Source organism: Microcella sp. (assembly GCF_040286215.1).
GTDB lineage: Bacteria > Actinomycetota > Actinomycetes > Actinomycetales > Microbacteriaceae > Microcella.
Window position 1 is genome coordinate 165,983 of the sequence record NZ_JAVKCK010000004.1, and the last position, 20,129, is coordinate 186,111.

A 20,129-nucleotide genomic window follows, 5' to 3' on the forward strand; every position below is an offset into this window, starting at 1 on the left:
GACGAACAGGAGCCGCTTCCTTGACTGGATAGGTCGACGCCGCGCGATGCACACCACCGGTTCGCGCCGCCGAGACCCTCCCCTCACCGCCTCAGCGGGCGCATCACCCGAGCCTCACGGCCCCGGCCCGACCCGCTGATCAGCATGGTGAACCGTCAGGTCGCGTCGAGCATCGTCGGCGACCCCACCGGCGGTCGCCGACGATGAAAGGACCGCACACCGTGCCTGCCAGCACCGTGCCGAGCACCAGCCCCGCAACGCCCACCACCCCTGCCGTCGCCCTGCTCGTCGACGTCGACACGGGCATCGACGACTCGCTCGCGCTGCTCTACCTCCTCGCGAGCCCGGAGGCCGAGATTCTCGGCATCACGTGCACCGCCGGCAACGTGCCCGCCCGCCAGGTGGCGATCAACAATCTGGCGTGGCTCGACCTGTGCGGCGCCGACGACATCGAGGTGGCGCTCGGCAGCGAAGTACCCGTGCTGGCCCCGCTCATGACGACGGAGGAGACGCACGGCCCGCAGGGCATCGGCTACGCCGAGCTGCCCGCACCGTCGCGCATGATCAGCGAGCGCCACGCCACCGAGGTGTGGATCGAGACGGCGAGGGCGCATCCCGGTGAGGTGATCGGCCTCGTGACCGGCCCGCTCACGAATCTCGCTCTCGCGCTGCGTCTCGAGCCGCAGCTGCCCCGCCTGCTGAAGCGCCTCGTGATCATGGGCGGCGCCTTCCACCACTCCGGCAACACGACACCGGTGAGCGAGTGGAACATCGCCGTCGACCCGGAGAGCGCCAAGATGGTGTTCGACGCCTTCAGCGGCCTGCCGGCCGACCGTCGCCCCATCGTGTGCGCCCTCGACGTCACCGAGCGCATCGAGATGAAGCCGGAGCATCTGCGCCGCATCGCCGACGCGATCGGTGATGACGATGCTGCGCTCACGCCCGACAGCGACTTCGGTTCGCGATCCAGGGCCCGCAACCCCGTACTGCGACACCTCACCGACGCTGTGCGGTTCTACTTCGAGTTCCACGTGACGCACGACCAGGGCTGGCTCGCGCACATGCACGACCCTTTCGCGGCGGCCGTGGCCCTGCACCCGGAGCTCGCGACCCTGCGCCCCGCGACCGTCGACGTCGAGCTCGGCGGAACGCTCGCGCGGGGCCAGACCATCGCCGACTTCGCGGGCCTCTGGGGCCGCGAGCCCAACGCTGCGATCGTGGTCGACACCGACCCCGCGGCGTTCTTCGACCACCTCATCGACCGCGTCGCCACCCTGGCTGCGCGCGTCGGCGAGGCGGAGGAGGGCGGTGAGCGGCAGCCGTGAGGCTGATGCTCGTCGCCCCGTCCACCCCCGCGGCACCGCGCCGCACGTCATCGAGTGCAAGGAGGCATTCATGAGTAGCACCACCCCTGCTGCGGTTGACCCCAACCGCACGCGCAACCGTATTTTCGTCGCGTTGGGGGCCGCCGTCATCGTGGCGACGTACCTCTACCTGATCCTCGCCCAGCCGACCGAGCTGGCCGAGGGCGGGCTCGGCACCTCGGCGCTCATCGCGCTGGCCGGGTACCTCATCGGAGCCGCTCTCATCGCTGTCGGTGCGATCCACCGACTGCCGACGGCGACCCTGAGCCTCATCCCCATCGCGATCGTCATCAACATCGCGGTCGGGCAGCTCGCGGCGACGCTCGGCCTGCCGGTGTACCTCGACTCGATCGGCACCGTGCTCGTCGGCGTGCTCGCCGGGCCTGCCGCGGGAGCCGTCACCGGTGCCCTGACGAACGTCATCTGGGGGCTGACGATCGGACCGATCGCGCTGCCCTTCGCGGTGACCGCGGTCGTCATCGGTGTGCTCGCGGGCTACGCAGCCCGACTGGGCATGTTCCGTCGCTTCTACCTCGCGCCCGTCGCGGGGTTTGTGACGGGCATCGTGGCGGCGCTCGTCTCGGCCCCCATCGCGGCGTTCATCTTCGGCGGCGCGACGAGCGGCGGCACGGGCGCTCTCGTGGCGGCGTTCCAGGCGTTCGGCAACTCGCTGCTCGCCTCGACGACGCTGCAGGGTCTGCTGAGTGACCCGCTCGACAAGACGATCACGTTCACGGTCGTCGTGCTGATCCTGTTCGCCCTGCCCGGCAGGCTCCGCAGCAGGTTCCCGTTCGTGCGGCAGTACAACGTGTTCGGCAAGGTGACCCCGGTCGCCCCCGCCGAGCCTGCCGCACCGAAGGCCTGAGCCGCCCACCGGCGGTCTCGACCCCTCTCGGGCAACCTAGATAGGAGCAGCACAACGATGACGACGACGACCCTCTACCTGGAGCGCACCTCGGCGCTGCACCGCCTGAACCCCGTGACGAAGCTCGTGGCACTGCTCTCGATCATCCTCGCGGTCTTCGCGGTGCCGCACTGGTGGATTCCGATCGGGATCGTCGTCGTCGTCATCGTGCCTGCCGCCGTGCTCGGTCGAGTCGGCGGCAGGCTGCTGCGCCTGTTCCTCATCCTGCTCCTGCCGCTCCTGGTGGTGCTGTTCATCATCCAAGGCCTGTTCTACCCGGACGGCTCCACGGTTCTGTGGGAGTGGGGCCTGGCCCAGCTCACCACCGAGGGACTGCTGTTCGCGCTCACGATCGGCTCGCGCCTGACGGCCCTCGTGCTCGGCTCGCTCGTGTTCGTGCTCACGACAGATCCGGCGCGCCTCATGAGCGCGCTGACGCAGGTGGGCATGAGCCCCAAGATCGCCTACGTCATCAGCGCGAGCCTGCAGATCATTCCCGCCTTCCAGGCACGCGCGCAGAGCATCCTGCTCGCCCAGCAGGCCAGAGGGCTCGCGATCGTCGGCAGCCCGCTCAAGCGGGCCCGCGCCCTGCTGCCCCTGCTGGGGCCCCTCATTCTCGGCATGATCACCGACGTCGACGAGCGGTCGACGGCGATGGAGGCGCGCGCGTTCGGCGCGACGCCCAAGCCGACGAGCCTCATCGTCGTGCCCGACCCGCTCGGTGAGCGCATCGCCCGCTGGGTGCTGTTCCTCAGCGCGATCGCCGTGGTCGTGCTCGTCGTCGTGGGGGTGATCGCGTGACCGACAGCACTCGAGAGGAAGATGCGGTGATGACCGACCCCAGCGCGCCCATGATCGAGTTGGAGGGGGTCGGCTTCGCCTACGAGGATGCCGAGCGCTTCACGCTCGCGAACCTCGACCTGCGCATCGATGCCGGCACGGTGACGGGCATCGTCGGCGCATCGGGGGCGGGCAAGACGACCCTGGCGAAGACGATCGCGGGGTTCATCCCGCTCAACGAGGGGGGCACCTACCGCGGCACCGCGCGCGTCGCCGGCCGAGTGCTGGCCGAGGGAACGCTCTCGGAGGCGGCCGCGGCCGTCGGCCTCGTCACCCAGAACCCCTTCAACCAGATCTCGGGCGCGCGCTTCACCGTGCGGGAGGAGCTCGCCTTCGGGCTCGAGAACCGTTCGGTGCCCCGAGACGAGATGGAGCGCCGCGTCGCGGAAGTCGCCGCGCGCCTGCGCTTGGAACCGCTGCTTGATCGCTCGCCGTACGCGCTCTCGGGCGGGCAGATGCAGCTCGTCGCGATCGCGTCGATGGTCGTCATGGCGCCGCCGGTGCTCGTGATGGATGAGCCGACCTCGCAGCTCGACCCGGCCGGCACGCGCCTCGTCTACGACGTGCTGAGCACCCTCAGTGACGGCGGCACGACCGTCGTCATCATCGAGCACAAGACCGAGCTGCTGCACGAGCATTGCGACTCGATCGCCGTGCTCGCCGGCGGTCTCATCGTGCAGCACGGCGCGCCCGGCGCGGTGCTCGCCGACGATCGGCTCACGACCTGGGGCGTGGGCGAGACCCGGGTGACGACGGCGGCCCGGCTGGCCCGCGAGCGCGGGCTGCTGCCCGTCGAACGCGCCCTCCCCATCGGGGTCGACGATGCCGTGGACGCATTCTCGGCGCTGAAGGGAGCGGCATCATGAGTGAGCGAGCGGATGCACGGGCCGCCGAGTCCGCCAGTGCGCTGAGCACCGTAGGAGGCGTGGAGATCAGCGTGCGCGGGCTCGTGCACACCTACCCCTCGGGGGTCACAGCCTTGCGCGGAGTGGACCTCGAGGTGGCTCCCGGCGAGCGTCTCGCCATCGTCGGCCAGAACGGCGCAGGCAAGACAACCCTGGTGCGCCACCTCAACGGAATGGTGCGGCCGAGCGAGGGCGAGGTGCGCATCGGGGACTGGTCGACGACGGGGAAATCGATCGCCGAGCTGGCGCACCGCGTCGGCTACGTCTTCCAGAACCCCGACGAGCAGATCTTCGCGCGCACCGTCGCCGCCGATGTCGGATTCGGACCCAAGAACCTCGGGTTCGACGAGGAGCGTGCTCGGCGCGCCGTCGCGGATGCGCTCGAGGCCGTGGGTCTCGCCCACGAGGCTGACGTTCACCCGCACCATCTCTCGCTCAGTGAGCGCAAGCGGGTCGCGATCGCCGCCGTGCTCGCCATGCAGACGCCGATCGTCGTTCTCGACGAGCCGACCACCGGGCAGGATGACGCGGGAGTGCGACTCATCGCCGGCATCGTCGACTCCCTCGTCGAGCAGGGCCGCACCGTCGTCGCCATCACGCACGATATGGATTTCTGCATCGAGAACTTCGACCGCGTCGTCGTCATGGCGCAGGGCGAGGTGCGCGCAGATGGCCCCGCCGAGCAGGTCTTCGCCGATGTCGACGCCCTCGAGGCGGCCGCCGTGGAGCCCCCGCAACTGCTGCGCGTGGCTCGCGCTCTCGGCTGGAGCGGAACACCGCGGGATGCCCGCGCCTTCGTCGACCAGCTGACCGAGCACCGCGGCTCCGGGTCGGGCGCATGAGCGGACTCACCCTGCTCGCTCTGCTCGCGAGCGGCCTCCTCGGGGTGAGCGACTTTCTCGGCGGCGTGCTGTCGCGGCGCATCCCGCTCATGGTCGTTCTGCTCGTCTCGCAGGTCGTTGCCGCGATCGCGCTCAGCACGCGCCTCATCGTCGAGCCCTTCGATCCGACCGCCTCCGACGCGATCCTGTGGGGGTTCATCGGCGGCGCCGCCACCGCTGTGGGCGTCTCGTGCCTGTTCCGCGGTCTGGCGATCGGAACGATGGGCGTCGTCGCACCCATCACGTCTCTGAGCGTCGCCGTGCCGGTCGTCGTGGGTCTCGCCGGTGGCGACCCCGTCTCGTGGCTGCTCGGCATCGGCCTCGCCGTCGCGGTCGTCGGCACCGTGCTCGCCTCGGGGCCAGAAGTGCGGGCCGGGGCCATCGAGGGCCGGCGCAACCGACTGCTCTCGATCGTGTTCGCCGTGCTGTCGGCCTTCGGCTTCGGTCTTGCGAACGTGTCGGTCGCGTACGGCAGCGTGCAGGGCGTGAGCACGACGCTCGTCGTCAACATGCTCGTGGTGCTCGGTCTGTACCTCGTCGGCTTCTCGATCTGGGTGCACATTCGACTGCGCAGCGCGGCTGCACGACTGCACGCCGGCCGCACCGCAAGCCCGGCCCTGCTGCCGGCGCCGATCCGGCCCCGCGACTGGGTCGGCATGGCGGCGATCGGCGTGCTCGGCTATGCAGCGCAGCTCTCCTTCGCGCTCGCAAGCCTCGACGGCGCCCTCAGCGTCGTCGCGGTGCTCGCCTCGCTCTACCCCGTCGTGACGGTGCTGCTCGGCTGGCGGCTGCTCGGGGAGCACCTGCTGCGCATCCAGATCGTCGGCGTCATCATGGTCTTCCTCGGGGTATCGACTATCGCGGCCACCGCGTAGGGGCCGTGCGGCCGGGGCGCCGCGCGGCCGTATCCTCGAAAGCACCATGGCTCTTCCCTCGTCGACACGGCTGACCGTCGACGCACCGGCCTCCGCGCCGGGTGGGCCCGCGCGCCACTGGCGCCCCGAGATCCAGGCACTTCGAGCCTTCGCGGTCGTCGTCGTCATCCTGTACCACGCCTGGCCAGCGCGCATGCCGGGAGGGTACATCGGCGTCGATGTGTTCTTCGTGGTCTCCGGCTATCTCATCCTCGGCCACCTCGGTCACCGGCTCATCAGCACCGGCCGTCTCGATCTCGCCGACTTCTGGGCACGGCGTATGCGTCGACTCGCCCCCGCGGCGCTGCTCGTGCTGGTGTGCACGGGCATCGCCGTGATGATCGTGGTGCCGCTGAGTCTGCAGGACGAGCAGCTGGCGCAGCTCGCGGCGAGCGCCGTCGCCCTCGGCAACTGGGCTCTGCTCGCGCAGGAGGCCGACTACCTGCAGTCCGGCCAGGCTGTCGCGCCCGGTCAGCACTTCTGGTCGCTCAGCATCGAGGAGCAGCTCTACATCGCGGCTCCGCTTGTGCTCCTCACCGCCGTCCTCACGATCACGGCGATCGCACGACGCCGTGGCCGGGCCCACGAGCGCCGTGTGTCGAGGCTGCGACGGAGCATCGTGCTGTTCATCGTGGTCGGTGCTCTCGCCGTCAGTCTCGCCGTGTCGACGCACGCCGTCGCGACGGGGCAGCCGGACGCCTTCCTCGGCACGGGCGGCCGGGTGTGGGAGTTCGCCGCGGGCGGGGTGCTCGCGCTGCTCTCGCAGAGCGCGCTGGGCCGAGTCGGAGACGCCGCCGCGCGTGACAGGCGGGCAGAGCACGCGGGACGCGTGCGATCGGTTGCGCGCTGGACGGGCTGGCTCCTCCTCGTCGCGAGCACCCTCGTGTACGGGCCCGAGACGCCGTTCCCCGGCGCCAGCGTCCTCCCCGTCGTCGCGGGCACGCTCCTCATCATCGCGGCGGGCACGCCCGTGCAGCCTCGGGGCATCGCGTGGCTCGCCGCGCGCTCCCCCGTCCAGTGGGTCGGAGGCGTCTCCTACGCCGCGTACCTGTGGCACTGGCCGCTCATCGTGCTGCTGCCCTGGGTGACGCTGCATCCGTTGACCGCGCTCGAGAAGGGGTCCATCGTGGCGGCCACCCTCGTGCTCGCGTGGCTCAGTACGCGCTGGGTCGAGAACCCGGTGCGATTCGGCTCCGCGTCGCGAGCGCCGTCGCTGCGGGTCATCGGCATGGGCGCGCTCGCGAGCCTGCTCGTCGCCGGCGCGCTCTGGGGCGGCGCTCAGGCGGCGCAGGCGCGTGCGTCGGGTACGGCGGATGCGGCCGAGGTCTCACGGGGCATCGGGTTCCCGCCGTCGCCGGGGCCAGACACGCCCGACCCGTCGGCCGAGGAGCGCCCGACCCCCGCGGAGTGCTTCGGGGCCCCTGCCCTCACGAACCCCGCGTGCGTCGGCGTGCGCGAGGGCGCGGGGTTCACTCCGGCGGTCGAAGCCGCCTCCGGCGACCGCGCGATCGTCTACTCGTCCGACTGCCGCACGAGCCTCGACAGTGACGAGGTGCTCGACTGCGCGTTCGGGCCGGTCGACGGGCGACCGGTCGTGCTCGTCGGGGACTCCCATTCCGCCGTGTGGTTTCCGGCCCTCCAGCCGATCGCGGAGCGCGAGGGGTGGCGCCTCACCGTCTATTTTCGCGGCGCCTGCGCTTTCTCGACGGCCGATCGCGGCAACGCGCAGAACAGGGCGCGCACCGAGGCGTGCCTGCGCTGGGTCGACGGCGTCTCGGCACGACTCGCCCAGAGCGAAGCACCCGCGCTCGTCTTCACGGCGGCTTCCACGGGCGCCACGTACCGCAACGCCGACGGAACCGTCTCTGCACAGGCGGGCATCGACGGGTTCATCGACGCCTGGACGCCCCTCGTCGAACGCGGCGCCCAGCTCGTGGTACTCGCCGAGCCCCCCTTGCTTGGTGAGGACGGCGAACGGTGCCAACTCTCGCGACCGGACGACCCCCTGCCCTGCTCGCCCTCGCGGGCGAGCGCGCTGGACTTCCGCGACCTCGCGGTCGAGGCCGGGCGTGAGCTGGACGCCGTGATTCTCGACCTGAGGGACGAGTTCTGCACACCGGACGAGTGCCCGACGGTCATCGGCGGGGCACTTGTCTACCGCGACGCGGACCATTTCACGGCGACCTTCGGTGCGACCCTCACGACCGCCGTCGACGAACGCCTGAGGGCCGCGGGCCTGCTGCAGTAGCCGCTCGACCGCGCGACCGTGCTGACGCGGTCGGCCGCACCTCATGCGCGAGCGACAGCGCATCCCCGCAATCTTGTCGCATATCGCCAAGCGTTCGCCGCTCTGTGTGGTCGATAGGCTGACAGCGTGACCGACACTGCGAGCTCCCCCGCCCCCGACATGTCGACGACGGCCGGCAAGATCGCCGACCTGAAAGTGCGCTACCACGAGGCCGTGACCGCGAGCGGCGAGGCCGCGATCGAGAAGCAGCACGCCAAGGGCAAGATGACGGCGCGCGAGCGCATCGACACGCTCCTCGACCACGGCAGCTTCGTCGAGCTGGACGAGTTCGTGCGGCACCGCACGCACGCCTTCGGCATGGGCGCCAAGCGCCCGTACGGCGACGCGGTCGTCACCGGCACCGGCACCATCCACGGCCGCCAGGTCGCCGTCTACAGCCAAGACTTCACGATCTTCGGCGGCTCGCTCGGCGAGGTGGCCGGCGAGAAGATCATCAAGGTCATGGAGCTCGCCCTGAAGACGGGCGTGCCGATCATCGGCATTCTCGACTCGGGCGGCGCACGCATCCAGGAGGGCGTGGTCGCGCTCGGCAAGTACGGCGAGATCTTCCGCCGCAACACGGCCGCGAGCGGAGTGATCCCGCAGATTTCCATCATCTGCGGGCCGGCAGCAGGCGGCGCCGTGTACTCGCCCGCACTCACCGACTTCGTCATCATGGTCGACAAGACGAGCCAGATGTTCGTGACTGGCCCCGACGTCATCAAGACCGTCACGGGCGAGGACGTCGGTATGGAGGAGCTCGGCGGCGCGCTCACCCACAACCGCACGTCCGGCGTCTCGCACTATCTCGCGAGCGACGAGACCGACGCCTTCGACTACGCACGAGCACTGCTGAGCTACCTGCCCGACAACAACCTCGCCGAGCTGCCGCAGTACGAGTCCTCGGCCGAGCTCGAGATCACCGACGCCGACCGCAGACTCAACACGATGGTGCCCGACAGCCCCAACCAGCCGTACGACGTCGTCGACATCATCGACCACGTCGTCGACGACGGTTCGTTCCTCGAAGTGCAGCCGCTCTTCGCCCCCAACATCGTCGTCGGGTTCGCGCGCGTGGAAGGCCGCAGCGTCGGGGTCATCGCCAACCAGCCCAACTCGATGGCGGGCACGCTCAATATCGACGCCGGCGAGAAGGCAAGCCGCTTCGTGCGGTTCTGCGACGCTTTCTCGATCCCCGTCCTCACCCTCGTCGATGTGCCCGGCTATCTGCCCGGTACCGATCAGGAGTGGCAGGGCGTCATCCGTCGCGGCGCGAAGCTGCTCTACGCCTACGCCGAGGCGACCGTACCGCTCATCACCGTGATCACCCGCAAGGCCTACGGTGGCGCGTACATCGTCATGGGCTCCAAGCAGCTCGGCGCCGACATGAACCTCGCCTGGCCGACCGCCGAGATTGCGGTCATGGGCGGACAGGGCGCGGTGAACATCCTCTACCGCAACGAGATCAAGGCGGCCGAAGCGGCCGGTGAGGATGTCGCGGCCGTGCGCGCACGGCTCGCGAGCGAGTACACCTACGACGTGGCCAGCCCGTTCCTCGCCGCCGAGCGCGGTGAGCTGGACGGCATCATCGAGCCCGCCGCCACACGCGTGTCGATCATCAAGGCGATGCGCGCCCTCAAGACCAAGCGCGCGAGTCTTCCGGCCAAGAAGCACGGGAACATCCCGCTGTGACCGGCACCGCGTCTGAGCACGACGGGGGAGGCGGCACGGCACCCCGCATCACGGTCGTCGCGGGCAGCCCGACCGAGGTCGAGCTTGCGGCCGCGCACGCCATCATCGCCGCGGTGCTTGCCGAGCAGCACGAGCGGGGAGTGGAGCGCGTCGAGCCTCGCGTCGACCACTGGTCGTCGCGGGCACGGGCGATGCGGCAGCCCCTCGCGCCGGGCCCCGGTGCGTGGGCGGCCTCGCGCGGGATGCGCGACTGACCCCCCGAACGAGGGGTTTGTCCCCCGTTTTCGCGCCCGTACCCGTCGTACTACCCCCATTTTCCGCGGTTCGTGTCCCCCATTCTGACGAAAATGTCCCCCTCGCTGTCCCCCAAAGTGACGACTGTCCCCCGGCCCCAGGAGTGGCAGAGTACTGAGTGCTAGGTGTCGCTCATGGAGCACACCGCCCATCGCAGGCCGCTCGGGTAAGCGGCTGGAGATTGGGGGGCGAGTTAGGTTGACATTCGGGTTGTCGATCTAACTCGATACGTAGCGAAGGGCCGGAGCTGGGTACTCCGGCCCTTCGATCGTTAAGCGACGTCTCGACCGGCGGGGACGTATCGGCCAGCAGGCGAGTGCCGAGGCGCCCCGGAGCCGGGCCGCGTCGATGGGCCTAGGCCACAGAGGTCGGCACGGAGGTCGGGGGCGACGGCTGCGCGCGCGGAATCTCCAGCCAGAGCGCGACCTCTTCGTCGTCGTCCTCGTCGTCGTCCGCGTAGCCCCATCCGGCATCGTCGTAGCCGTGACTGCCGTAGCGGTCACCGACGCCCGCCGAGGCGGCGAGCTCCGGCACAGGACTCAGCCCGACGACGGTGACGGCGATGTCGGACTCCGCGGGCGCGGTGCGCGCGATCACCCGCTGCGCGCTCGTCGTGCGCAGCGCCTCCGCGAGAGTGTTGAGCACAGCATCCCTCGCCCGCTCGTCCAGGTCGTCAAGACCGCCCTCATCGAAGAGGGTGACGGCCACACCGCGCCGACGCGCCGCCATGACCTCCCGGCGCATCGCATCGTTCAGCAGGCTGCGGCCGCGGATCTCATCGCGGATCGCGCCCTCCAGGTTGAGGCACTCCTGCCGTTGCTCGTCGGTCAGCTCGCCGCCCGTCGACTCGATGATGCGCAGCATCGGCGCCGCCATCGTGCCCGTCTGCCCCAACCGGAACTGCCGCTCGTAAAGGTGCGCCTCCTGCGCGGCCTGCCAATCGGTCGCCTCGCGCTCAGCCTGTGCGAAACGGGCGGCATCGCGCGAAGCCTTCAGCATCGCCACCGAAAGGATGTGCGACACGGCGACCCACGACACGCTGCCGATAGCTCCCGTGCCGAGCAGGAGAACGACACCGCCCATTCCGCCGCCCCAGATCACCGTCTGCACGACGAGCGCCACGATTCCGGCCCACGCGTAGCTGTGGCGCCGCCTCGTCGACGTGATGGTCATGAGCGTGCCGATCGCCGCCACGTACCACGTCGAGTACCCGAGCCCGCCCTCGCGGGCCGGGTCGAGCTGCGGCGTGACGAGCAGCGTCATGAGAATGCACACGAGCACGTTGCAGGCGGCCATCCAGTGCGGCATGCGAGACGGGCCCGACGGCAGCAGGCTCACCGTCGACATGAGCCCGTACAGGATCATCGCCATCATCACCGGCAGCGGGTTCGCCGGAATGTCGATCGCATAGAGACCCAGCACGATGATGTAGCCAGAGAAGAGCGCCGCCATCGTCACGACGAGAGCCCGGGGCACGCCGATCCTCATCGATCGACCTCCTCGGTCAGTTCAGCAGCGAAGTCGTCGACGGCGTCCTCCGCCGGCACCAGCACCGGCCAGGTGAGCACGATCGTGGTGCCCTTGCCCGGGGCGGACTCCACGTGGGCGCGACCACCGGCGTTCATCGTGCGGGCCAGGATCGAGCGCTGCACGCCCAAACGACCCTGCGCGATCGCCGAGGGGTCGAACCCGGCTCCGGAGTCTCCGACCTCGATCTCGATCGTGTCCCCCTCCGCACCGCTGATCCGCACCCAGCGCTTGACCTCCGGACCGCCTGCGTGCTGCACGCTGTTCACCATCGCCTGAACCGCTGCCGAGTACAGGGCCTCGGCCTGCGCAGCCGGGATGATGCGCGTGTCGATGGAGCGCATCCGGATCGAGAACGTCGCCTGCATGCCGCGCGCCGCCTCGACGATGCGATCGCACAGCGACCGGAAGCGCACCGTGCTGCCGTCATCGGGCGTCACGAGCGCCGCCTCGCGCAAGTGCCGCATCGCGTTGGACGCCATGGCGCCCGCGAGCTTCTTCTCCGCCGGCCCGTCAGCGCGCGCGGCCGAGAGCAGCGTCGTGAGCACGCTGTCGTGCACGATCGAGTCGACCTGCACGCGCTCCACCTCCGTCGCGTGCTGGCGCACCGCGCGCGAATACCGATCGAGCGCCATGCCCTGCGCATCGTCGACCGAGCTCGCCGCCGCGCGCAACATCGTCACGAGCACGAGCACGGCCCCGCCGAGGATGATCGCGTAGATCGCATTGAAGAGGCCGAGCTGCCACGGCCCGCCTCCACCCTCCGGCAGGGCGCGGATGACTCCGTAGATGGTCGGCACGACGAAGAGGTAGATCGCGGCGCCGCGCACCCTGAACCCGATCGCCGCCGCCGCCGTGGCGACCGTCGTCAGCTGGTACAGCCAGTGGTCGCCGCGCTGGGCGACCTCCGGATCGGCGAGAAAGAACGGCCACGTGAGCAGGGCGACCACGTAGACGATCGCCACGATGCGGTTCGCACCGACCACGAACCGTTTGATCGTCGTGCACAGCAACGACAGGAGGAGGGAGCCGAACAGCAGCCCGACCATGATCGCCGACCACAGCGGCTGACCCAGGGAGTACTGGCCGAGCAGTGTGGGCACAGCCTGCAGGCCGAAGACGATGCCGAACCAGGCAACCGACCGCGAGATGACAGTGTCGACGCGCTTGCGACTGATCGGGTTGCGCGGCTGCTTCGACACGCTTTGCGCGGTCGGGGCAGCGACCTCAGGCCGACTCATCACCGTCCGGGTCGAGGCCCGGCAGGATGCCGTCCTCCACCGCGCGACGCAAGAGGTCGACCTTCGTCGGCGCCGGCCGGCCGACCTCGACGTACTTCGCACGAATTCGGTCGAGATACTCGCGGGCCGTCGAGTAGCCGATGCCGAGCTGCTGGGCGGCGAGCTTGAGCGGCAGACCGGAGGCGTAGAGGTGCAGGATCTCGCGCTCGCGCCTACCCAGCTGAGCCTTGGCAAAGTCGCGGTCGGCGTCGATGGCGCTCGCCCACTCGAGATTGTTGAGCACCTCGCCACGCGCGACCGTCTCGGCCGCGGCGAGCACCGCGCGCGTCGCAGACGACTTCGGGATGACGCCGGCTGCGCCGGCGGCGAGCGCCTCGCGCACGCTCGCCACGCGGTCAGCGATCGAGTGCACGAGCACCGCCGAACCGGTGGCCTGCACCGACTTCACGTTGTCGGTCACACTCGAGCCGTCACCGAGGGAGAGGTCGAGCACGACCACGTCGACCTCTCGACCATCGAGGTTCTCGACGAACTCGGGAACGGTCGCCGCCGAGAGCACGAAGTCGAAGCCCGCATTCGTGAAAGCAGCCTGCAACCCGAGCCGCACCGACTCGTGGTCGTCGACCACGGCGACGCGCACCATGCTCTCGGTCTCGGCAACCACGTATCAGCCCATCTTGTGTCGGGATCAGTGCTCAGGGCAGCCCGGTGGGGAGGAATCGGATGCTCTGATGCCTTCATCGTAGCGCCAGGGAGCCGCTCTACACGGGGTGCGGCGCGCCCGACGCGGCATCCGGGCACTGCGATGGTGAACGCGAGTCAGTCTCGCGTCAGCGTCGCCACGGCCTCGACATGGTGCGTGTGCGGAAAGAGGTCAAAGGCCCGGATGCGCGCCAAGCGGTAGCCGTGCGCCTCCGCGAGCGCGACATCCCGGGCGAGCGCCACCGGATCGCACGCCACGTAGACGAGCTGCGCGGGCGCCAGACGACCCAGTGCCGCCATGACGTCGACCCCCGCACCCGAGCGCGGCGGGTCGAGCACGACCGTCGCGCCCTCGAGCGGAGAGCGGTCTCCCGCCGTGCGCTCCTGCAGCGCGCGCAACCACCGGTCGACGCGGCCGGATTCGGCGCTGGCGCCCACCCACTCGGCGAGATTCTCCGACGCGTGGTCGGTCGCGCGCGGGTCGGCCTCGACGCTCGTGATGCGCGTCGACGGGCCGAAACGGTCGGCGACCGCTGCCGCGAGCAGACCCACCCCGCCATACAGGTCGAGATTGCCCGCGCGTGGGTCGAACAGCTCCTCGACCACAGCATCCTGCACCGCGCGGGTGAGGGTTGCCGGCGCTTCACGGTGCACCTGCCAGAAGCCCGTGTCGTCAAGCACGAACTGCCGATCGCCGACGCGCTCGTGGATGACCGTGGGCTTCTGCTCGCCGATGACGAGGCGCGCATCTGCCCCGTTCGGCGCGAGCACGTCGACGGTGTCGAACCCCGAGAAGCGCTCCTCGAACGGCGTCGCGGCCTGCACGGCGTCGGTCGCGAGCGGGGCATCCGTCACCGGGATCACCGTGTGCGAGCGCGCCGCCATCGGGCCCAGCCGTCCCTCGTCGTCGACGTGCAGACGGATGCGGGTGCGCCAGCCGAGGCCGCCCCGATCGTCGTCCCCGGGCAGCGCCTCCACCTCGACCTCGACCTCCAGGCCGGCCATGCGCTGCAGCGCCTCGACGAGGATGCCCCGCTTCAGCACGCGCTGGTGGCCGAGCGCGATGTGGCCGAACTCCGCACCGCCCGCACGGCGACCGGGCGGGTTCTCGATGCCCGCAGCGCTCCACACGTGAGGTCGGCGGTGCTCGCTCGGCTCCAGCACCTCCACCGTGTCGGCGCGCCAGAAGCTCTTCTTGCGGTCGTCGCTGATGCGCGCACGCACCGTCTCGCCCGGGATCGCGTCGCTCACGAACACGACACGGCCATCGAGGCGGCCCACGGCCACGCCTCCGTGCGCCATGCGCTCAAGCGTCAGCTCGACGTCGCGGCCTGCATTCTCACCCACAGTGCTCCTCAATCCCGCAGTTCAGCCAATCCCTCCAGCCTACGAGGCGCATGCAACTCGAGAGCTCTTGGCCGCCGTCAGCCTGCCGGTTCCCACCCCCGCCAGAGCAGGCGGAGCATGCCCGGAGACTGCGCTGTGCCGCTCATCCGGCCTCAGCGGTGTGTGCACCGAGGTCGGTGCGTAGCATCGGACGCGTGCGCCTGTACCTCGCCTCCACTTCGCCCGCCCGCCTCGCGACACTGCGGGGTGCCGGAATCGAGCCCGTCGCCATCGCCCCCGGCGTGGACGAGGAGGCTGCCGTGGCGGAGGCGGAAGTGCGCGCGGGGCGTCCGCTCGAGCCCGCCGAGCTCGTGCAGCTGCTCGCCCGACGGAAGTGCGAAGCCGTGCTCGACCCCGACGTGCTCGCCGCCGCCGGCCTCGAGCCGGCCGAGCTCGACGGGTTTCTCTTCGGCGGCGACTCGGCCTTCGAGCTCGACGGCACGATCTACGGCAAGCCCCACGAGCCCCACATCGCCCGCGAGCGGTGGCTGCTGCAGCGCGGCCGCAGCGGGGTGCTGCACTCGGGCCACTGGCTCATCGACCACCGCGGCGGTGCCGTGCGCGCGGCGGTCGGCCGAGCATCCAGCGCCATCGTGCACTTCGCCGACGACATCGAGACCTACGAGATCGAGGCCTACATCGCCACCGGTGAACCGCTGAAGGTCGCCGGCGCGTTCACGATCGACGCGCGCGGCGCTGGGTTCATCGATCGCATCGAGGGCGATCCGCACACGGTCGTCGGCCTGTCGATTCCGCTACTGCGGCGCCTCGTGCACGAGCTTGGCGGCCGGTGGACCGAGCTCTGGAACCGCTGAGCCGCGCCTCATCGCTGGCCGCTCCTCGGGGAAACGCACCGGGCCGCGCACGGCGATCCGAGAGCAATCGCGGCGCCTCGCACAGCGTATTCGCCAAGCGCTCGCGCATCCTTTTGTCGACCATGCCCAAACCACGGCACCGCGCCCGGCAATAGGCTGAGGGATCATGGCCCGCATCAGCAAGGTACTCATCGCCAATCGCGGCGAAATCGCCGTCCGCGTCATCCGAGCCGCCCGCGACGCCGGACTCGGCACCGTCGCCGTCTACGCCGACCAGGATCGGGATGCCCGGCACGTGCGCCTCGCCGACGAGGCGTACGCCCTCGGCGGGTCGACGAGCGCGGAGACGTACCTCGTCATCGACAAGATCCTGAGCGTCGCCCGGCGCTCCGGTGCCGACGCCGTGCACCCCGGTTACGGGTTCCTCGCCGAGAACGCCGAGTTCGCGCGCGCCGTCATCGACGCCGGCCTCATCTGGATCGGGCCCAGCCCGGAGGCGATCGAGAAGCTCGGCGACAAGGTGAGCGCCCGGCACATCGCCGAGAAGGTCGGCGCCCCGCTCGCCCCCGGCACCCTCAACCCCGTCAGCGGCGCCGAGGAGGTGCTCGCCTTCGTCGACGAGCACGGCCTGCCCGTCGCCATCAAAGCGGCCTTCGGCGGCGGTGGGCGCGGCCTCAAGGTGGCGCGTACGCGCGAGGAGGTGCCGGAGCTCTTCGACTCGGCCACCCGGGAGGCGGTCGCCGCGTTCGGCCGCGGCGAATGCTTCGTCGAGAAGTACCTCGACAAGCCGCGCCACGTCGAGACCCAGTGCCTCGCCGACGCTCACGGCACCGTCGTCGTCATCTCGACCCGCGACTGCTCGCTGCAGCGTCGCCACCAGAAGCTCGTCGAAGAGGCGCCCGCGCCGTTCCTGACCCCGGAGCAGACCGAGCTGCTGTACACCTCGTCGAAGGCGATCCTGCGCGAGGTGGGCTACCTCGGCGCCGGCACGTGCGAGTTCCTCATCGGTGCCGACGGCACCGTCTCCTTCCTCGAGGTCAACACGCGCCTGCAGGTCGAGCACCCCGTGTCGGAAGAGGTCACCGGCATCGACCTCGTGCGCGAGCAGTTCCGCCTCGCGGAGGGCGAGCCCATCGGCTACGGCGACCCCGTCGCCCACGGCCACTCGATCGAGTTCCGCATCAACGGGGAGGATCCGGGGCTGAACTTCATGCCCATGCCCGGCCCCGTGCACGTTCTGCGCTTTCCCGGCGGCCCGGGAGTGCGGGTCGACTCGGGTGTCACGACCGGCGACGTCATCTCCGGCGCCTTCGACTCGCTGCTCGCCAAGCTCATCGTCACCGGCAAGACCCGCGAGGATGCGCTCGAGCGCTCCCGCAGGGCACTCGCCGAGTTCGAGGTGGCCGGCCTGCCGACCGTGCTGCCCTTCCACCGCGCGATCGTCGACGACCCGGCGTTCGCCCCGGCCGACGGCGCCCCCTTCACGGTGTTCACGCGCTGGATCGAGACCGAGTTCGACAACACTCTCGAGCCCTGGAGCGGCTCGCTCGCCGAGCCGACCGCCGAACCCGCGCCGCGGCACACCGTGGTCGTCGAGGTCGGCGGCAAGCGCCTGGAGGTGTCGCTGCCGGAGACGCTCATGCCGAGCGGAGCATCCCGCGCCGCCACCGCGCTCGCGGCACCGCCCAAGCGGCGTACCGGCGTCGGCGTGGCAGCGGCCGCCGGCGGAGACGCCGTCACGAGCCCCATGCAGGCGACCGTCGTGAAGCTCGCCGTGAGCGAGGGCGACCACGTGGTCGCGGGCGACCTCGTCGTCGTGCTCGAGGCGATGAAGATGGAGCAGCCGATGACGGCACACAAGGACGGCACGGTCAGCGCGATCGGCGTCTCGGTCGGCGAAACCGTCGCGGGCGGGCACGTTCTGCTCACCATCGCCGACGCCTAACCGTCCGCCGCGGCCGCACGCGCCCCCGAGCTCTCGCTCACGCCCGCGCTCCCGCCCGCGCTCACGCCCGCGCAACCTTCTAGAGGTGCAACTGTGCCCGATGGTGGCCAGTGTGTCCGCACAGTGGGGCTCAGATGCCACTCAGCAGCACACTCGCGCGTCGTGAGCGCACAGGCACCCCGAGTGCGTGCAGCCGACCCGCCATGAGGTCGAGAGATCGAGCGGTCTCCCAGTCCCACCGGCCGAAGCCGCTGACCATGGGACGAATGTCGTCCTCGCGGAGTTTCTCGCCATACACAGCCTGCTGGGCTGTGCGCCCGCGGAGGAACTCAGGGTCGGTGTACTTCGCCTTGCCGTCGAACTCGGCCACGATGCCCAGCTCTGGCCAGCCGAAGTCGACCCAGTAGTGGCGACCGCTGAGCCCGATGACCTCGACCTGCAACTCGGGCAGCTCGGCGCCGAGCTCGATCATCGCGACGCGACTGAGGGACTCACCCGGCCGATCGGCGCGGTGGTCGGCCACCTCGATGACCCTGCGGGCTCGAGCAGACCCACGAGCCGCACCCAGGTGCTGAGCGAGCGCGGCGATGTCGGCCCGGAGCAGGCTCACCCCCTCCTCACCGCCCGTGCGATGTGCCCGCCAGAGTGCGGCATCTGCCACGACGACCGCACTCGCGAAGGGGCACGTCGCGGCGACATCGACGACGGTCTGCGCCTCGCTCGTGACGGGGAGACCGAGGAGCTGCTCGACTATCGGATGCTCCGCTCGCCGGTGCCGCCGCAGCGCGGTGGTCGACGTCAGCCCGCTGGCTGCGCGCACCGTCGTCTCGACGCGGGTCGGCCAACCACCGACAAGCGGCAGACCACGCAGAAGCGCGGCCGATCGGTGGGAGATCGCCTCTCCGCGCGCGAGTACCTCTGCCGAGGTGAGGCACAGTAGCCGATGCTGATCCTCTCGCGACAGCTCGGCCCACACGGTGGACGGTAGGTGAAGCCCTCGGCGCAGAGTCTGCAGCTCGTTGCGCGCCCGACTGCGGAACACTCGGCTCCGCTCCCCGATGTCGGCGAGATCGGCGACGACAACGAGCGATTGCGCTGCGGCCGCGAGGTGTTTCCGAGAACGTGGGTCGAGCATCCCGACATGATCGCGTGCGCTGCGGAATCAGCGTCATCGACTCCGCAAACGGGGCACGCACGGCCTGCAGTCGGGCACCGGGGAGGAGTGTGCGCGTGGCGGGCTCGCGCACCGCGACGGTGGGGCGATTGTTCGAGAGCACCCTGCGCGACAACTGCGTCCCCCAGTGGCGTGTGTGACCCTCCGCGCCAGCACTGTTGCCACGAGCGAGCACAGTCGTGGGCATGCGCGACCGGGTCGCGGTGCGGCCCGGGTGGGCGCGGCGCGCGGCCGGAAGCGCGGCAGCGCCCGACCCGGGCGCGCTAGTCGCGGGGCACGTGCATCGCGCGCGCAGCATCCGTGATGCCGCCGGAGAGGGAGGGGTACACGCTGTACGCGCGCGCGAGCTGGTCGACCGTGAGCCGGTGCTCGACCGCCAAAGCGATCGGCAGGATGAGCTCAGAGGCCCGGGGGGCGACGACGACGCCGCCGATCACGCTGCCCGAGGTCTTCGCGGCGATGAGCTTGATGAAGCCGTCGGTCACGCCCTGCATCTTCGCGCGGGGGTTGGTCTCGAGCTCGAGCTTGTGCACGATGCCGCGCGTCTCGCCGTCCTCCACCTGCTTCTGCGAGAACCCCACCGTGGCGATCTCGGGGGACGTGAAGATGTTGGATGTCACGTTCCGCAGCTTGATCGGCGTGACCGCGTCGCCCATCGCGTGGTACACCGCCGTACGGCCCTGCATGGAGGCGACCGAGGCGAGCGGCAGAGAGTCGGAGCAGTCGCCGACCGCGTACACGCTCGGCATGGAGGTGCGTGCGACCCGGTTGACCTTCACGTGCCCGGAGTCGGTGAGCTGCACGTCGGCCTCCTGGAGGCCGATACCCGCCGTGTTCGGCACTGAGCCAACGGCCATGAGCACGTGCGAGGCGTCGATCGTCTCGCCGCCGGTGAGCGTCACCGTGACGCCCTCGCCGGTGTTGACGACCGATTCGGCGCGCGCGTTGGCGAGAAGGGTCATGCCGTTGCGGCGGAACACCGCCTCGATGAGGGCGGCCGCATCCACGTCCTCCCCCGGCAGAACCTGGTCGCGGCTCGAGACGAGAGTGACCTTCGCGCCGAGCGCCGTGTAGGCAGACGCGAACTCGGCGCCCGTGACTCCCGAGCCGACGACGACGAGGTGTTCGGGCACGTCGGGCAGCCGGTACAGCTGGGTCCACGTGAGGATGCGCTTGCCATCCGGCTTCGCGGGCGGCAGCTCGCGCGGCGAGGCCCCGACGGCGACGACGACCGTGTCCGCGTCGCACTGATCGAAGT

Annotated in this window: 17 protein-coding genes; 11 read left to right on the top strand and 6 right to left on the bottom strand. The window is 70.4% G+C overall.

What is annotated here, in order from left to right:
• The first annotated feature begins 221 nt into the window (after positions 1-221).
• From RJQ01_RS01905 to RJQ01_RS01945, 9 genes are all read left to right on the top strand, one after another.
• Entirely contained in the window at positions 222-1,325 is a 1,104-nt protein-coding gene (locus tag RJQ01_RS01905; RefSeq protein ID WP_350475008.1) for a nucleoside hydrolase, read from the top strand.
• Between the two features lie 70 nt (positions 1,326-1,395).
• Positions 1,396-2,229, top strand: a complete 834-nt coding sequence (locus tag RJQ01_RS01910; RefSeq protein WP_350475009.1) for an ECF transporter S component — start codon at positions 1,396-1,398, stop codon at positions 2,227-2,229.
• A 57-nt stretch (positions 2,230-2,286) separates the two neighbouring features.
• Entirely contained in the window at positions 2,287-3,069 is a 783-nt protein-coding gene (locus RJQ01_RS01915) for an energy-coupling factor transporter transmembrane component T family protein (protein ID WP_350475010.1), read from the top strand.
• 29 nt (positions 3,070-3,098) lie between these two features.
• A complete protein-coding gene (locus tag RJQ01_RS01920) occupies positions 3,099-3,974 on the top strand; it encodes an energy-coupling factor ABC transporter ATP-binding protein (RefSeq protein ID WP_350475011.1) in 876 nt (291 codons plus the stop codon).
• Positions 3,971-4,855, top strand: coding sequence for an energy-coupling factor ABC transporter ATP-binding protein (locus RJQ01_RS01925; protein WP_350475012.1), 885 nt, complete (start codon positions 3,971-3,973; stop codon positions 4,853-4,855). Before RJQ01_RS01920 ends, RJQ01_RS01925 begins: the two co-directional genes overlap by 4 nt.
• On the top strand, positions 4,852-5,769 hold the full coding sequence (locus tag RJQ01_RS01930; protein WP_350475013.1) for an EamA family transporter: 918 nt from the start codon (positions 4,852-4,854) through the stop codon (positions 5,767-5,769). The genes RJQ01_RS01925 and RJQ01_RS01930 overlap by 4 nt, the downstream gene beginning before the upstream one ends.
• 46 nt (positions 5,770-5,815) lie before the next feature.
• Complete coding sequence (locus RJQ01_RS01935) at positions 5,816-8,056, top strand: acyltransferase family protein (protein ID WP_350475014.1); 2,241 nt, start codon at positions 5,816-5,818, stop codon at positions 8,054-8,056.
• Between the two features lie 159 nt (positions 8,057-8,215).
• Positions 8,216-9,787, top strand: a complete 1,572-nt coding sequence (locus RJQ01_RS01940; protein WP_350475028.1) for an acyl-CoA carboxylase subunit beta — start codon at positions 8,216-8,218, stop codon at positions 9,785-9,787.
• A complete protein-coding gene (locus RJQ01_RS01945) occupies positions 9,784-10,041 on the top strand; it encodes an acyl-CoA carboxylase subunit epsilon (RefSeq protein ID WP_350475015.1) in 258 nt (85 codons plus the stop codon). Before RJQ01_RS01940 ends, RJQ01_RS01945 begins: the two co-directional genes overlap by 4 nt.
• 394 nt (positions 10,042-10,435) lie before the next feature.
• Here the strand turns inward: RJQ01_RS01945 and RJQ01_RS01950 are convergent, their stop codons facing one another.
• The 4 genes from RJQ01_RS01950 to RJQ01_RS01965 form a co-directional block, all read right to left on the bottom strand.
• Positions 10,436-11,569 (bottom strand): DUF8320 family protein, encoded by a 1,134-nt coding sequence (locus tag RJQ01_RS01950; protein WP_350475016.1) that lies wholly within the window; start codon positions 11,567-11,569, stop codon positions 10,436-10,438.
• Positions 11,566-12,810: a sensor histidine kinase gene (locus RJQ01_RS01955; protein WP_350475017.1), complete on the bottom strand. Its 1,245-nt coding sequence runs from the start codon at positions 12,808-12,810 to the stop codon at positions 11,566-11,568. Before RJQ01_RS01955 ends, RJQ01_RS01950 begins: the two co-directional genes overlap by 4 nt.
• Positions 12,811-12,835: 25 nt before the next feature.
• Positions 12,836-13,492, bottom strand: a complete 657-nt coding sequence (locus tag RJQ01_RS01960; RefSeq protein ID WP_350475029.1) for a response regulator transcription factor — start codon at positions 13,490-13,492, stop codon at positions 12,836-12,838.
• A 176-nt stretch (positions 13,493-13,668) separates the two neighbouring features.
• Entirely contained in the window at positions 13,669-14,898 is a 1,230-nt protein-coding gene (locus tag RJQ01_RS01965; protein ID WP_350475018.1) for a class I SAM-dependent RNA methyltransferase, read from the bottom strand.
• A gap of 194 nt (positions 14,899-15,092) precedes the next feature.
• Between RJQ01_RS01965 and RJQ01_RS01970 the strand changes: the two genes are divergently transcribed.
• Together RJQ01_RS01970 and RJQ01_RS01975 are read left to right on the top strand one after the other, a co-directional pair.
• Positions 15,093-15,752, top strand: coding sequence for a Maf family protein (locus RJQ01_RS01970; protein ID WP_350475019.1), 660 nt, complete (start codon positions 15,093-15,095; stop codon positions 15,750-15,752).
• A 166-nt stretch (positions 15,753-15,918) separates the two neighbouring features.
• Positions 15,919-17,697, top strand: coding sequence for an acetyl/propionyl/methylcrotonyl-CoA carboxylase subunit alpha (locus RJQ01_RS01975; protein WP_350475020.1), 1,779 nt, complete (start codon positions 15,919-15,921; stop codon positions 17,695-17,697).
• A gap of 130 nt (positions 17,698-17,827) precedes the next feature.
• On the opposite strand, the gene RJQ01_RS01980 is transcribed toward RJQ01_RS01975, so the two are convergent.
• A complete protein-coding gene (locus RJQ01_RS01980) occupies positions 17,828-18,832 on the bottom strand; it encodes a hypothetical protein (protein WP_350475021.1) in 1,005 nt (334 codons plus the stop codon).
• Between the two features lie 302 nt (positions 18,833-19,134).
• A partial coding sequence (locus tag RJQ01_RS01985) for an NAD(P)H-quinone dehydrogenase (RefSeq protein ID WP_350475022.1) occupies positions 19,135-20,129 on the bottom strand: 995 nt, incomplete at its 5' end.

What these genes read in the sequence shown, in the direction of transcription:
- RJQ01_RS01950 (WP_350475016.1), bottom strand. Translation starts at nt 11,569, where the DNA reads ATGAGGATCGGCGTGCCCCGGGCTCTCGTCGTGACGATGGCGGCGCTC.
- RJQ01_RS01920 (WP_350475011.1), top strand. Translation starts at nt 3,099, where the DNA reads ATGACCGACCCCAGCGCGCCCATGATCGAGTTGGAGGGGGTCGGCTTC.
- RJQ01_RS01980 (WP_350475021.1), bottom strand. Translation starts at nt 18,832, where the DNA reads ATGCTCGACCCACGTTCTCGGAAACACCTCGCGGCCGCAGCGCAATCG.
- RJQ01_RS01940 (WP_350475028.1), top strand. Translation starts at nt 8,216, where the DNA reads ATGTCGACGACGGCCGGCAAGATCGCCGACCTGAAAGTGCGCTACCAC.
- RJQ01_RS01925 (WP_350475012.1), top strand. Translation starts at nt 3,971, where the DNA reads ATGAGTGAGCGAGCGGATGCACGGGCCGCCGAGTCCGCCAGTGCGCTG.
- RJQ01_RS01930 (WP_350475013.1), top strand. Translation starts at nt 4,852, where the DNA reads ATGAGCGGACTCACCCTGCTCGCTCTGCTCGCGAGCGGCCTCCTCGGG.
- RJQ01_RS01935 (WP_350475014.1), top strand. Translation starts at nt 5,816, where the DNA reads ATGGCTCTTCCCTCGTCGACACGGCTGACCGTCGACGCACCGGCCTCC.
- RJQ01_RS01960 (WP_350475029.1), bottom strand. Translation starts at nt 13,492, where the DNA reads ATGGTGCGCGTCGCCGTGGTCGACGACCACGAGTCGGTGCGGCTCGGG.
- RJQ01_RS01910 (WP_350475009.1), top strand. Translation starts at nt 1,396, where the DNA reads ATGAGTAGCACCACCCCTGCTGCGGTTGACCCCAACCGCACGCGCAAC.
- RJQ01_RS01975 (WP_350475020.1), top strand. Translation starts at nt 15,919, where the DNA reads ATGGCCCGCATCAGCAAGGTACTCATCGCCAATCGCGGCGAAATCGCC.
- RJQ01_RS01915 (WP_350475010.1), top strand. Translation starts at nt 2,287, where the DNA reads ATGACGACGACGACCCTCTACCTGGAGCGCACCTCGGCGCTGCACCGC.